Origin of the sequence: Desulfotruncus arcticus DSM 17038 (genome assembly GCF_900113335.1) — a bacterium.
In the GTDB taxonomy this organism is placed as follows: Bacteria; Bacillota; Desulfotomaculia; order Desulfotomaculales; family Desulfallaceae; genus Desulfotruncus; species Desulfotruncus arcticus.
This window is the reverse complement of sequence record NZ_FOOX01000025.1, coordinates 1-11,981: the sequence shown is the minus strand read 5'-3', so window position 1 is coordinate 11,981 and position 11,981 is coordinate 1. Positions and strand designations below refer to the sequence as shown.

The following is an 11,981-nucleotide window of genomic DNA, read 5'->3' as shown; positions in this document are numbered from 1 at the left end:
TATTGCAACCAGTTAATTAGAGTAGTAGGTAGAAGATATAATATAAGACCGGACCTTGATGAGGAAATGGAACCGGAAATAAGGGGATACGTTTATAAGGAAACCATGGCCGGTTTCTTCCGTGCCTGGGTGCTAAATGAGATGCATCTTGAATTAATAAAGATAGTAAATGAAATGCTGGTAGCTGAAGAAAACCAAATACACATAAAAACAGGGGGACTCAGTGAAATAGAATTTAAAAAATTACTAGATGAATGTGTCACCATGGGGCTTCTTTGTGAAAACTTTATTAACTTTAAAGACGAAGAAAATATTAATTTGTATTTGGTAGATACCGGCGGTATCTTTGTATTTGAAGAAGCCGGAATTCTATATAACAAGGTGAATTACACACTAAGCTTTGATCAGAGACTAAAAATATACAGAAAGAATATTTTCTTACTGGAGAACAACTTTAATAAAGAGCCAGATAAACTCTATCTTTTGGAAGAACAAGTGGGAATGCCGCAAGATGAAAAATATTGGGGAGCAACATTTCTTGTAGACATGAAAATCGCAAAAAAATTAGGATTTGTCAAGCAGGTTGAAAGAGAAATTAATAAAATTATCACCAGCTATAACGCCAACATATTTGACACTGGCACAAAAAAATATATTGACAGGAAATAGTTACCCATTTAATATATTAGCCAAGAAGTAGCTTAAATCTTAACATTTAATATTTCAAGTTTTCCCATAAAGCAATGAATATGTTTATCAGTCAGGTTTTTCAACAAGCGACTCCAGCTTGGTTCGGATGGAAGCTCCGGGATAAGTACAAAAATGCGATAAGCTTGTATTTATCGAAAGACCAGGGTTTACGGAAAGCTTTTTGCGCTGAGCTGAGTGTACCGTAAACAACAGGGCGCTTTGCGCTGAGCGGCGTCACTTCCTAAAAAATGCGCTGAGCTTTTTAGGGCGTAGCGAACCCGCACGTAGAAAGACGGGTAAACTTGTTTGGTTCCACTAGAACGGGACCTTCCGGTCCAAGAAAAGCGTGTGCAGGCTGGACCCCCTGCGGGAGACACGTGACCGGCGAACATGAATTGTCCCAAGCTGCGCTACAGGCTAACCGGGCGGCCTGGCGTTTGCCCACTCGTAAGGAATCCGGTGACCTCAAAAGAGGCAGCTAAAGCCAAGCTTGCAAGCTTTGTGAGTGATATGGCTAAATATTGAAAGCACTATTATAAAATGGCCACAGGCCGATAAAGCTATTGAACAATTTGAAAGCCAAGAAATGTGAACACCAGAGTGTTTTGTTAAAAACGAAATGCTTAGGTGTTTTTTGCATTTTTTAGAAAAAAATAAGGGGGAATTAAAATGATGAATGAGGTTTGGTTAATCGGTCGTCTTACAAAAGATCCGGAAGAAAAGAAAACTCCTAACGGGAAAACTGTAGCAAGGATGACCCTGGCGGTAGATCGTGATTATACTAATACTGACGGGGAACGTGAAACTGATTTCATAGAAATTATAGCGTGGGAGAAACTTGCCGAGAATTGCATTAAGCACCTTGGCAAAGGACGCCTGGTCTCCGTTAAAGGGCGGTTGCAAATACGCACCTACGATGATAGTCAGGGTACCCGACGCAAAGCCGCCGAAGTGGTGGCAGAAAAGGTCAAATTCCTAGACAAAGCTAAGGAGAATGCATAAATTTTTGTTATCAGGAAGCAAGAGACATTATCGCACTTCTCAAGAACATAAAGGTGTGATACTCTGGAGGTGAGAGGTGAATGAATATGAGCCTTGTATTTTTTCCGGAAGCTTTAAGGCAAAAACTTGGTGATGATGCTTCTAAAAGTCTCATAGAAGTTATTAACCAGGCTACGAAGGATTTAAAAGAGAGCACATTGGAAATAGTGATTGAAAAAATTGAGCGAAGGTTAGCTGATACAAAAACTGAGATTATAAAGTGGATGTTTATATTTTGGGTAGGACAACTGGCGGCTATGTTCGCTATGTTAAAAATGTTAATTTAAAAAGGCTTTTGAGCGTAAACGAAAAATAATGAGTCAACCATCCTCGACAAAGGCCGGGGGCATGCGGTAATAACGCAAGCATGGTTGGCAAGAAAGCAAGGGCAAAGAGGTTATGATAAATAACTTTTTTGCCCTTTTTATTTTATAACGAGAAGGTAATGCGGCGGAGAGATTATTATCTTTACAAATCGGCTGATTTGTTGAGGTTAGGGGCTTAGTTTTGGCTCTAACACTAATATTATTAAGATAAATAGGGCTAATGCCCGTAATCCAAACACTAGGAGGTGAATGGATACGGGCTGAAGCCCGTATCTGAAAGAATGAAAAAAATGTGTCCTTTTAAAGGGTTTACCGAATGTTTGCAAGATGTGTGCATGGCTTGGAACGGTAGTGATTGCCGCATGTTTGCAATGTCTATGTTCGCTGGTTTGACTGGCGTTCAAGTGGCTACGTCACAACCGGCGATCAGCAATACTCAAACCGAAACCATTGCATCAACGGAAACTAGCACTGAAGTTGAAAATGGTACCCAGGAAAAGCAGAAGAAAACCCTGGTAGCAAAAGTCATTGTTACGGAAGTAAAAGAGACGCCGAATGGCAATACCAGAGCCAAATGCAAGGTAGACGGCAAAGAAGAACAAATTGTTATTGCCAAAAACGGAGTCGGAAAAATAATGCAAGAGGGACAGAACAAGAAGTTTGAGATAGAGTACAACATAATGAAAGATGGGATCACATGGTTCGCTATCAAAGCAATGCAACTCCAGCATAAAGGGAGTTGTAAATGATGGTAAACCTGAAATATAGAGTTTATGAGGCCCAAAATTTCGGTGAAAGTGATACGTACTTAGTGGCTATGTCAAGCGTTAGGGAAATTTCGGTGCGCGAAGAAATAGCCCGGGGAGAACGGTTAATGCAATTGGGGAGCCTGGTGGCAGAAGTTGATAAACGCAACGAAGCCATATCTATAGCGGATTGCGAGCTATAAATTTACAGTTAGCTGGCATAAAGTAAGACAGACCGTAAGGTCAGAAATTTTAGGAGAACGATTGCGGGATAAATATTCCCGTGCGTTCTCCTTTTGTGCTTTAAACGTAATTTTTGGGTAGGAGGTGTTGAAATGAATCCACATATAGTGGAGGACGTTATTGAATGTGAGGAATGCGGAGGATTAATGTATTTACATTATGACGAAGAAGGTAGGCAAGTTTGGTGTTGCCATAACATTCATTGTGGTTATGAAGTGTATGAGGAAGATGAAGATTAATTAGGAATTTGATGATAACGGAGAAAGCTTCTGCTTGGTGGTAGCCGGGTATATTGGAGCGGGAATATGATCGTATTTTTGTACGGTGAGGTGATAATGTGCGCGCTGCAAATGTAACACAGCAAATCAATGTATTCCAACTGGTTAAACAACTGAGCATTGTAGAAGTTATTAATCGCTACAGCATTGTCGAGCTAAAGCAGCGCGGTAGGCGCTGGACGGCTCGGTGCCCGCTGCATAATGATCACTCACCGTCATTTGTTGTTTTTCCAAATGGAAAATGGAAATGCTTCGGCTGTGGTGAGCATGGCGATGGGGTCGATTTAGTAGCCAAAATATTCAATTTAGAACTAATTGAGGCTGCACGAATGATTGCCCGAGATTTTAATATTGAAGCAAAAAAGCCACTATCGCCGGCAGCTCGGCGGAAGATAATTCAGCAAGCCAAGAAGCGGGAAAAGGAACGGATATTACGCGAGAAATTGGATAAAGCCCACGAAACACTGTCGCTGCTTGTGCGAACAATTAATAAATCACTTGCAGCCGGCGGTTATAAATCACATTGTGATTTAGCAGGGCTGCTGCATAAAGTTGACTACTACGAATACTTGATTGAGTGTTTGCTAAGCAATAACGCTGAAATCCAAATAATGGCTTTAAATAGCTTCAATAGAGATTTTTCTTTAGGTGGGAGGTTCACAAATGAAAGTAATCCTTGAAAACAAGCTGGAAAAGTGCGCCTGGGAAATTATGATGGCTGCTCAATATAAGTGGAAAAGGAATTATGGCAGTTTGATGTGTGACCATTTGGATTTCTATTTTGAGGATATTTACAAAGATGAAGCTGATAAGGCGGTGAATGATGAAGTTGAACGCCGGCTGCGGGATGAGTTTGGCGAGGAGTTCTTTGTAAGTAAAGATGAATACGTGAAATCAGAGTTAAAAGGGTATGCACTTGATGAGATGACTAATGAGGAAAGGCAGAAGTTAGAGCAAGAGTTTCGTGATGATTACAAGTATGTATGGGAGCAGATAGAGGATGAAAGGGAATATCTGCAGGAGCATGTATGGCAAAAGCTGAGAGGCGTTTATTATACCTTTTTCAATAGTCCGCATAGGCTGACGGTTATTTATGACGGTGAGGTAATTCAGGGTGAAGGTGTAACAGAAAATAACAATGGTTAATGAGATAAAACTTTCGTTTCAAATTAACCGGGCGTGCGCCCGTAAACCAATCATCCGAAAGGAGGGATTGGATACCGGGCTCGGAAGGCCACGGTGTCCGTAAGAAATGAGCAAGAGAAGAAGGTTGACGCTTGAGAAAAAGTGCAATTTAGTAAGGGAATTTGCTGAGAAGCTGATAAGGATATTCTATGAGAAGAAAAAATCCGAGGAAGAAGTATTGTATTTTATGGCCCAGTGGGCTAAGAGTATGAAATTTCGGGAATACTGGTTTGCCATCGATACAGAACTGCAAAAACGATATGAGTGTGCTAGTTGGTTCTGGATCATAAGGCGACTGAGAAATTATCCGGATTACTGGAAGCAAATATAATAAAGCGCAATGTTTAGTTAACAACTAAGTACCGGTCCCATAGGGCCTGTGTAAACCAATCCAAATTAAAGGAGGGATTGGCGTACCGGTCCCCATACGGACCGGTGCGCAAAAGTTTATGAAACAATTATGGAACGATGAATTTTTAGAGCAATATAACAGACCAGTGCAAAGTGGCGTTCAGAGATCACTATCCTTACAAGTCAGGGAAGAAGCTATTCGGTATGGGGTGGATTCGAGTGAACTGTCTGGCGTACTGGGTTGCATTCTTGGACCAGTGCCCGACGAAACAATGGAATTTTTATTAAAAAAAGGACTTCGGGCACTTGCCCAGATGTCACCTGAAGAACTATTGAATTTGCCTGGCATTGGTATAGAGAAATCAATACGCCTTGCAGCTGCCTTTGAGCTTGCCCGACGTATGGCCAGGCTCATGCCGGAGGATAGACCACAAATTAAATCTCCGGAAGACGCTGTAGCCCTGGTGATGGAAGAAATGCGTTACCTGGACCGGGAGCACTTTTGGTCTTTGTTGCTAAACACGAAGAACCAAGTATTGGCTCGGGAGACCATTTCAATCGGCACATTGAATTCTTCAGCTATTCATCCCAGGGAACTTTATAAAGCAGCCGTAAGATGCAGCGCTGCCGGGGTTGTATTGGTGCACAACCATCCCAGTGGGGATCCCACGCCAAGCAAGCAAGATATAGAGGTAACGAAACGTTTGATTGAAGCTGGTAATATTATCGGCATCAATGTCTTAGATCACCTGGTGATCGGAGATAAAAAGTTTGTGAGCTTTAAAGCTAGAGGTTTGATGTAAGGGGGGAGGTTGCAGATGGAGATAGACTTTGAATTTGTATATAGGTGTATTGTCAAAAATGTATGCGAAAATTACCAAAAAATGAAAAAGTCTAAGCATGATGCAGATTATTATGAAGGATATAGTAGTGGTCAATTATTATCTTTATATGCAGTAGCCTTACAATCAGAAAATGAAGAACTAATAGCGGAAATAAGAGCCATGTTTTAGAATAATTCGCTTAAACAAGTATTTTTGTGAGCCTGTCAGACTAAGCCAAACAAATAAATAGGGAGGTGTCGGCCGGGTAATAATTGCCCGGTTGGGCAATCCCGGCGAAATCATATGGCGACAGTCTACCAAATAGTAACAAATGAAATAATTAAAAAACTGGAGGCCGGGACCATCCCGTGGCGGAAGCCATGGCGGGATGCCGGAGCGGTCAATTGGAAGACCCAAAAACCCTATAGAGGAATCAATGCTATACTTCTTGACCCCGGTGAATATCTAACCTTCAAGCAAGGTGTGCGTTGTTCCTAGACAACCTAAGTAGTAATGCTTAATAAAACTAGGCATTAGGTATAAACCTAATGAACTGTGTTTCCAAATCATCGGGTGCAATTCCCGGACGCAAGGAAAGTTGGCCTTGTAGAAGGACTAATACTCCGACATGCCCTGATAATTCGATAATGACAGTGACTTTAGGGTATGAAGCTCGGTGAAGACGACGAAAACCAGACCTGAGAAGTGGTTAAGGAAGTAGTCGGGTCGCCATAAAACGATCATGCCGACTCACCAGAAACCTGCGTATGTACGGCTCGTAAGAAGGAAACAAAGAAACTGAACTTTGTTGCATCCCAAGGATGTGAGTTAACGGCTAAGGTATTCTTGTTTACCAAAGCTGACGTTCTCCGAAATGGAAACGTGCCAAGTCCGCCAACTATGGACTAAGGCTGAACTCCGGGTCAAAGCAGGCGGCTAAAATCGTATGTAAGGCTAGGAAACACGGAACAACGGAACCCTATAAGACGGAGCCAATCGAGGCAATGAAATCTAGCCGCGCAGGAAATGGCCGGTGGATATGGGGGACAGCAGCCCGTAGTAGCTATGAAACACTGATAATAAGGTGTGGAGCCAAGGGGCATAGTCAAGGAACCAGAAATAAGGACTGAGACGACTGGGAAGCCGTTGTGCGTACCTGGTTAAACCCACACATTACTCCAAAAGGAGGGATGCCTGTGGCTCAAAAATCAGTCTACCCGAAATTAGAATCTGAATCCGACCTAAGATCCATCCAGGATTACCTTTACGCAACAACCAAACAGGCCATAGAAAACAATGAGTTGCCTAAATTTAAAAACCTGTTAGAAATAGCAAAATCAGAAGTCGCCATCATCACTGCCATACACAAAATTAAATCCAATCATGGCAGTATGACAGCAGGAACTGACGGTGTTATGATTGCCGACATCTTACAAAAACAATATCCAGAAGTCATTAATATGGTCCACCAACTGCTAGACAATTACGACCCAAACCTTCTTAGAAGGGTATGGATACCCAAACTAGGTAAAGCAGAAAAAAGACCATTAGGCATACCGGCAATAACGGACAGAATTATTCAAGAAATCCTGCGTATGATCATTGAGCCAATCATGGAAGCACAATTTTTTAAACACTCCTACGGATTCCGCCCAATGAGAGATACACATATGGCACTAGGTAGAACAACCAATGTTTGCCATAAAACAGGATACCACTGGATAATCGAAGGTGATATCAAAGGCTGTTTTGATAACATCAATCATACTAAATTAATCAAACAACTCTGGCATATGGGCATACATGACAGAAGAATATTAATGATTATTAAGAAAATGCTCAAAACCGGTGTTTTAGACGAAATAAAAACTACAGAACTTGGAACGCCTCAAGGTGGCATCATTAGTCCGTTACTTGCAAACGTCTATCTTCATAAGTTAGACCAATGGATAGTCCGGGAATGGGAAGAAAAGAAAACAAGACACAAATACACACAACAAGGCATTAAAAATAAAATGCTTAAAAAGAAAACAAATCTCAAACCTGTCTATCTAATTAGGTATGCCGATGACTGGATATTAGTTACAAACACCAAAGCAAACGCTGAGAAGTGGAAAAAACGAATTGAAAAATACCTTGACATCAATCTTAAACTAACACTAAGCCCAACTAAAACACTAATTACAAATATCAGGAAAAAACCAATCCACTTCCTCGGTTTCCGATGTAAACAAATCAAAGGTAAATCCAGAACAGGATGGATACATCGTACCAGACCAGATAAAGAACGTCTTAAAGCCAAAGTGTATGAATTAAAGAATAAAATTCATCGGCTTCTGAAATATAACGGAAAAGAATTAATCCATCAAATTAATATTATAAACAGCATTATCACCGGAATTAGTAATTACTACAAACCGGCAACTATGGTTAGTGCTGAATTAAATAAACATGCCAATTCCCTTCAATACACATCCTACAAGGCGATTAAAAATAAAGGTGCCAAATGGACACCAGCCAATCAAGTTAACAATCTTATTAATAGACATACTAACTACACGACACAAATACCATCCATTCAACACGAAAGCTTAACAATTGGCATCACCAGCCTTGGCTTTGTTAAATGGGAAAAGACATATCTTAAGAATCCAGACGAAACACCATATACGCCGAAAGGTAGGAAAATCTATAAAGAACGCACAAATAAGGCCAAATCATTAGCAAGAGATGATCTAACACTAAGCCTAACACTATCAGAATTAATAGCTAAAGGATTAAAACATCCACGCTATAACTTTGAATACCTAATGAACAGAGCATATGCGTTCAACCGGGATAAGGGAAAATGCAGGGTATGTGGTAAACCTATAGCTGATTACGAATTAGAAACACACCATACGCACCCAAGTTTACCATTAGATCAAGTTAACAAAGTAATCCATCTTGCATCTACCCACGATTACTGTCATGTATTAATTCACAATGGCAAAGATTTGAGTAATCTGGTTGATAAGAAAACATGGAAAAAGATACTAAAATTCAGGGAAACCCTCTAGTCTAAGTTAACGGTTCGCTTGATGGAACGCCGGATGAGGCGAAAGTCTCATGTCCGGTGTGAAGTGGGGGAAAAGGAGCCTGTACAGGTAATGCTGTTAGAGTGTCCTTACCTATCACTATTTCAGGAAGCTGGGGGCAAAGTTAAAAAGGGCGCAAAATCTCACCTAGTGGTATTTTGGAAGTTGCTAGAAAAAGAGAATGAAGAAAATAGTGAGTTAGAGAAAATTCCCTTGCTTCGATACTATCGTGTATTTGAACTTAGCCAAACCGAAGGATTGGAGAGTAAAAGAAAAGATGCTGAAACCTTTGACCATGACCCAATAGAAGCGGCTGAAAAAATAATAGAAGGTTATCCATCTAGACCTCAAATAACTTTTGCGTCCGGACAAGCCTATTACAGTCCGCTGAAGGACAGTATAAGCGTCCCGGCGTTAAAAGATTATCAGAAACCGGAGGAATATTATAGCACCTTATTTCATGAAGCCATTCACAGTACCGGTCACAAAACTAGATTAAACCGAGCAACACTTACAAACATGGCAGCCTTCGGATCAGAAACATACAGTAAAGAAGAACTGGTAGCAGAAATTGGCGCGGCCATGCTCTGTGGAAAAGCAGGTATTGAAAACAAAACCCTGGATAACTCAGCTGCCTATATTCAATCCTGGCTCCGGGTACTAAAGCAAGACAGCAGAATGGTAGTTTTAGCGGCTGGCCAAGCCCAGAAAGCTGCTGACTATATCCTGGGATACCATGAATCCGAGCAGGAACTACTGCACGAAGAAAATTAAATCCAATATACCCCCGGTGGGTGCAAATAGAAACTGCGCCCGCTGGGCGCAGAATATTGGAGGGAACCAAATGAATATAAAGCCAATTGAAATCAGAAACAAAACTATCAAAGAAGTTATGATGGAGCTTGAAAAACGTCTTAGAAGCGAAAATTGTTTTCCGGAGGAATATTTTGATACTTTGCCTTCTGTAGACCCAAAACAGAAATTTCCGGAGTATAGCTGGATTGCATGTTACCCGTCAACTGGATATGAGGGACATTATATCTTTATTGAAGTTGCAAATCTTAATGAAATAAGGAAAGTAGCCTTATTTGGTGTTACTTATCAAGGTTTCGAGTTTGCTGCGAAAGCAGCGATGGCATGTGCAAAGTACCTTGGTGCTTAATATTTTAAAGAACATCTGAGGAGGGTAATGGTGTGAATATTATTACACCAGAAGAATTTATGGAATATGTGCTAAGAGCACTTGGTAGGGACTTAACTGAAAAAGAAAAGAGTTTTGTAGAACACATTGGTGGTCAAGAATGGGAACAAAGAAACGTTATCGGTGGCATTTTCAAAGAAATAGCTGAGAAGCGGAAAGAAAGTAACTAATTAACTATAGCCCAGCGTTTAAGCTGGGCGTCCCTACAAGGGTCAGAGAAAAGGAGGTATATTAAATGACTTTACAAGAAGCTCAAAGCTTTGTTCAAGCCGTTTTGACACAGCAAAAGATTAACCGTGAAACACATGGCAATACAGAAGCGGACGATAAGCGCAACCCATTGGATTGGGGTGTGATTGTTGCAGAACACGTGGGCCATCTTATTGGTGCCCTGCGTTGCGGTGATATACAGAAAGTTGAGAATGAAATTTTGCATGTTGCCGGACCTCTTTTAGAGTGTTGGAATTCTGTAAAAACCAATGCTAAGCAGACATGCAACTACAAATGTTCAAATTGTGGTGAAATATTCACTCTAACGGAAGTCAATGATAAGTGTCCTTTGTGTGAAAGTAAGCTTATACGTATCTAAATGGGATTCTAAAGTAGTGAAAAATATGTAATAACCATGCCAAATGGCCGGTAGTTCATAATCCGAAGGGAGGGAATACCGGCCATAGAGCCGGTATTAAAATGATGAACTTTTTTAAGAAAGATGAGATTATATCCACTTACACGAGGGCCCAAGCCATCAAGGATGGGGTTCTAGTCGACATAACAAATACTTCTGTTGAAGCTGGAATCAAGCATCCGGTAGCATTAACAAACAGGGTATGGTCTGAATTAATTGTCCCGGTAAAAGTGCTGCGCGAAAGGTATGGACAATCTGAGGAGGGCCGATTGTGGGACGTGGTCTGGATGCTTCGGAGCGCGATTATTGGAACAGTTAGACCAGTTATGCGCTACCATGAAGGAATGTATGATATCATCCACTTCCAACTATACGCTCGGATGTTGGTAAAAAAACAAAAGATTGTAAAAGGTAAAGTGATTCACTATAAACGTCAGGAACAAAAGTTAATTACCCTTAAGGCTTCATGTGGCCCTGGCGATAATTTTGAACCGGTGATTACGGTTATGATGCCGGATGAGGATTAAATAAAGATATTTTAATAAAAAGCAAGGAGATGGTCATATGGGCAAAAAGCTAACCCATGAAGACCTAATGAGAGAAACATCTAAGCAAGAATCTATTCGGATGAAAACGGCAGAAGAGACTATTAAAGCTGCCGGTTGGTATGAGGCCGGCGGAATTAGTTTTTATTTTCATCCAGATAGTTGTTACTGGATGGATCTAAATACAGGTGTCATAGCTATCTATCATAAGGGCCGCAAGGATATCGGTGGTATTGATAGTGTTGCTGACGGCTATGCCTATACTGGTGAAGATGCGTTAAGTTGGATCCGGGAGCATGACCCAAATTATAATAGCATGAAAATAGATCCGCTTTTTCCCTGCCCAGCATGCGCAAACAATGGATGCTTAGCTTGTAAAGAATGCTTTGACGGTAATGGTTATATGTACTTTGCCGAAAGGCTAAAGTAAGTTTTGAATTGTAAGTTAACTGGCCTGGCGTAAGCCGGGCCACTCCGAAAGGGGAAAGTGATCATAGTGATCAATGGGCAACGAAGTTGCCGTTTAATTTTCACTTGGTAGATACCAGGTTAGTCGGAGGGTTCGTTAGAACCCGTGGCAGTGGTAACTGCTAATAATCCGGGGATGGCATAAGCCATCCGGACCAACGGCGTCATAGGGTCCCGCGCCATATACGCGCCATCACGGTAGTGATGGAGGTCGTTTAAAGGGACACGGTTTAAGATGGGGTCTCACTATTCGCCGCCCGCCGGTCCCGGGTGTCGGAGATCACCCGAATAAAAACCTGCGAAAGCAGGGTTTTTAAAAAGGCTTCGGCAGAAGCCAGCTTTGCTATGTTGTTTTTTGGTAGAGAAAAAACATAGCAA

The 11,981-nt window shown here is 41.3% G+C and carries 19 protein-coding genes; all 19 read left to right on the top strand.

The annotated features are described in order from the left end of the window. Positions 1-66: 66 nt before the first annotated feature. Positions 67-669, top strand: coding sequence for a hypothetical protein (locus BM056_RS23535; protein WP_131820833.1), 603 nt, complete (start codon positions 67-69; stop codon positions 667-669). Between the two features lie 690 nt (positions 670-1,359). Beyond that, positions 1,360-1,692: a single-stranded DNA-binding protein gene (locus tag BM056_RS23530; RefSeq protein ID WP_092475343.1), complete on the top strand. Its 333-nt coding sequence runs from the start codon at positions 1,360-1,362 to the stop codon at positions 1,690-1,692. Positions 1,693-1,772: 80 nt separating this feature from the next. Continuing rightward, a complete protein-coding gene (locus tag BM056_RS23525) occupies positions 1,773-2,018 on the top strand; it encodes an LA_3696 family protein (protein WP_092475341.1) in 246 nt (81 codons plus the stop codon). A 320-nt stretch (positions 2,019-2,338) separates the two neighbouring features. Continuing rightward, positions 2,339-2,806 (top strand): hypothetical protein, encoded by a 468-nt coding sequence (locus tag BM056_RS23520; RefSeq protein WP_092475340.1) that lies wholly within the window; start codon positions 2,339-2,341, stop codon positions 2,804-2,806. After that, positions 2,803-3,006: a hypothetical protein gene (locus tag BM056_RS23515; protein ID WP_131820831.1), complete on the top strand. Its 204-nt coding sequence runs from the start codon at positions 2,803-2,805 to the stop codon at positions 3,004-3,006. Before BM056_RS23520 ends, BM056_RS23515 begins: the two co-directional genes overlap by 4 nt. A 132-nt stretch (positions 3,007-3,138) precedes the next feature. Continuing rightward, entirely contained in the window at positions 3,139-3,285 is a 147-nt protein-coding gene (locus tag BM056_RS26455) for a hypothetical protein (protein ID WP_165613691.1), read from the top strand. 98 nt (positions 3,286-3,383) lie between these two features. Then, positions 3,384-4,004, top strand: a complete 621-nt coding sequence (locus tag BM056_RS23510; protein WP_092475335.1) for a CHC2 zinc finger domain-containing protein — start codon at positions 3,384-3,386, stop codon at positions 4,002-4,004. Beyond that, the gene (locus tag BM056_RS23505; RefSeq protein ID WP_092475332.1) at positions 3,988-4,470 is read left to right on the top strand and encodes a hypothetical protein; all 483 of its coding nucleotides are present in this window, start codon (positions 3,988-3,990) and stop codon (positions 4,468-4,470) included. The genes BM056_RS23510 and BM056_RS23505 overlap by 17 nt, the downstream gene beginning before the upstream one ends. A 106-nt stretch (positions 4,471-4,576) precedes the next feature. Then, positions 4,577-4,840, top strand: a complete 264-nt coding sequence (locus BM056_RS23500; protein ID WP_131820830.1) for a hypothetical protein — start codon at positions 4,577-4,579, stop codon at positions 4,838-4,840. A 118-nt stretch (positions 4,841-4,958) separates the two neighbouring features. Further along, entirely contained in the window at positions 4,959-5,663 is a 705-nt protein-coding gene (radC, locus tag BM056_RS23495) for a RadC family protein (protein ID WP_238456638.1), read from the top strand. 15 nt (positions 5,664-5,678) lie between these two features. Further along, on the top strand, positions 5,679-5,873 hold the full coding sequence (locus BM056_RS23490; protein WP_092475324.1) for a hypothetical protein: 195 nt from the start codon (positions 5,679-5,681) through the stop codon (positions 5,871-5,873). A gap of 114 nt (positions 5,874-5,987) precedes the next feature. Next, the gene (locus BM056_RS23485) at positions 5,988-6,182 is read left to right on the top strand and encodes an ArdC-like ssDNA-binding domain-containing protein (protein ID WP_238456637.1); all 195 of its coding nucleotides are present in this window, start codon (positions 5,988-5,990) and stop codon (positions 6,180-6,182) included. 692 nt (positions 6,183-6,874) lie between these two features. Next, positions 6,875-8,743 carry a group II intron reverse transcriptase/maturase gene (gene ltrA / locus BM056_RS23480; RefSeq protein ID WP_092475321.1) on the top strand — a complete coding sequence of 623 codons (1,869 nt, stop codon included), beginning with the start codon at positions 6,875-6,877 and terminating at the stop codon, positions 8,741-8,743. 63 nt (positions 8,744-8,806) lie between these two features. Then, complete coding sequence (locus BM056_RS23475; RefSeq protein WP_238456636.1) at positions 8,807-9,535, top strand: ArdC family protein; 729 nt, start codon at positions 8,807-8,809, stop codon at positions 9,533-9,535. Between the two features lie 70 nt (positions 9,536-9,605). Then, positions 9,606-9,923, top strand: coding sequence for a hypothetical protein (locus BM056_RS23470; protein WP_092475315.1), 318 nt, complete (start codon positions 9,606-9,608; stop codon positions 9,921-9,923). Positions 9,924-9,955: 32 nt separating this feature from the next. Then, positions 9,956-10,132 carry a hypothetical protein gene (locus BM056_RS26450; protein ID WP_165613690.1) on the top strand — a complete coding sequence of 59 codons (177 nt, stop codon included), beginning with the start codon at positions 9,956-9,958 and terminating at the stop codon, positions 10,130-10,132. A gap of 65 nt (positions 10,133-10,197) precedes the next feature. Then, positions 10,198-10,551: a rubredoxin-like domain-containing protein gene (locus BM056_RS26580; protein ID WP_174550005.1), complete on the top strand. Its 354-nt coding sequence runs from the start codon at positions 10,198-10,200 to the stop codon at positions 10,549-10,551. Positions 10,552-10,652: 101 nt separating this feature from the next. Further along, complete coding sequence (locus BM056_RS23460) at positions 10,653-11,117, top strand: DUF6573 family protein (RefSeq protein ID WP_092475312.1); 465 nt, start codon at positions 10,653-10,655, stop codon at positions 11,115-11,117. A 37-nt stretch (positions 11,118-11,154) separates the two neighbouring features. Next, a complete protein-coding gene (locus tag BM056_RS23455) occupies positions 11,155-11,565 on the top strand; it encodes a hypothetical protein (protein ID WP_092475310.1) in 411 nt (136 codons plus the stop codon). Positions 11,566-11,981 lie beyond the last annotated feature (416 nt).

Excerpts from the sequence above, each read along its gene's own strand:
- BM056_RS23515 (WP_131820831.1), top strand. The coding sequence starts at position 2,803 with ATGATGGTAAACCTGAAATATAGAGTTTATGAGGCCCAAAATTTCGGT.
- BM056_RS23530 (WP_092475343.1), top strand. The coding sequence starts at position 1,360 with ATGATGAATGAGGTTTGGTTAATCGGTCGTCTTACAAAAGATCCGGAA.
- BM056_RS23525 (WP_092475341.1), top strand. The coding sequence starts at position 1,773 with ATGAATATGAGCCTTGTATTTTTTCCGGAAGCTTTAAGGCAAAAACTT.
- BM056_RS23485 (WP_238456637.1), top strand. The coding sequence starts at position 5,988 with ATGGCGACAGTCTACCAAATAGTAACAAATGAAATAATTAAAAAACTG.
- BM056_RS23490 (WP_092475324.1), top strand. The coding sequence starts at position 5,679 with ATGGAGATAGACTTTGAATTTGTATATAGGTGTATTGTCAAAAATGTA.
- BM056_RS23455 (WP_092475310.1), top strand. The coding sequence starts at position 11,155 with ATGGGCAAAAAGCTAACCCATGAAGACCTAATGAGAGAAACATCTAAG.
- BM056_RS23520 (WP_092475340.1), top strand. The coding sequence starts at position 2,339 with ATGAAAAAAATGTGTCCTTTTAAAGGGTTTACCGAATGTTTGCAAGAT.
- radC (WP_238456638.1), top strand. The coding sequence starts at position 4,959 with ATGAAACAATTATGGAACGATGAATTTTTAGAGCAATATAACAGACCA.
- BM056_RS23535 (WP_131820833.1), top strand. The coding sequence starts at position 67 with ATGGAACCGGAAATAAGGGGATACGTTTATAAGGAAACCATGGCCGGT.
- BM056_RS26580 (WP_174550005.1), top strand. The coding sequence starts at position 10,198 with ATGACTTTACAAGAAGCTCAAAGCTTTGTTCAAGCCGTTTTGACACAG.
- BM056_RS23500 (WP_131820830.1), top strand. The coding sequence starts at position 4,577 with ATGAGCAAGAGAAGAAGGTTGACGCTTGAGAAAAAGTGCAATTTAGTA.
- BM056_RS23470 (WP_092475315.1), top strand. The coding sequence starts at position 9,606 with ATGAATATAAAGCCAATTGAAATCAGAAACAAAACTATCAAAGAAGTT.
- BM056_RS23505 (WP_092475332.1), top strand. The coding sequence starts at position 3,988 with ATGAAAGTAATCCTTGAAAACAAGCTGGAAAAGTGCGCCTGGGAAATT.
- BM056_RS26455 (WP_165613691.1), top strand. The coding sequence starts at position 3,139 with ATGAATCCACATATAGTGGAGGACGTTATTGAATGTGAGGAATGCGGA.
- ltrA (WP_092475321.1), top strand. The coding sequence starts at position 6,875 with ATGCCTGTGGCTCAAAAATCAGTCTACCCGAAATTAGAATCTGAATCC.
- BM056_RS23460 (WP_092475312.1), top strand. The coding sequence starts at position 10,653 with ATGATGAACTTTTTTAAGAAAGATGAGATTATATCCACTTACACGAGG.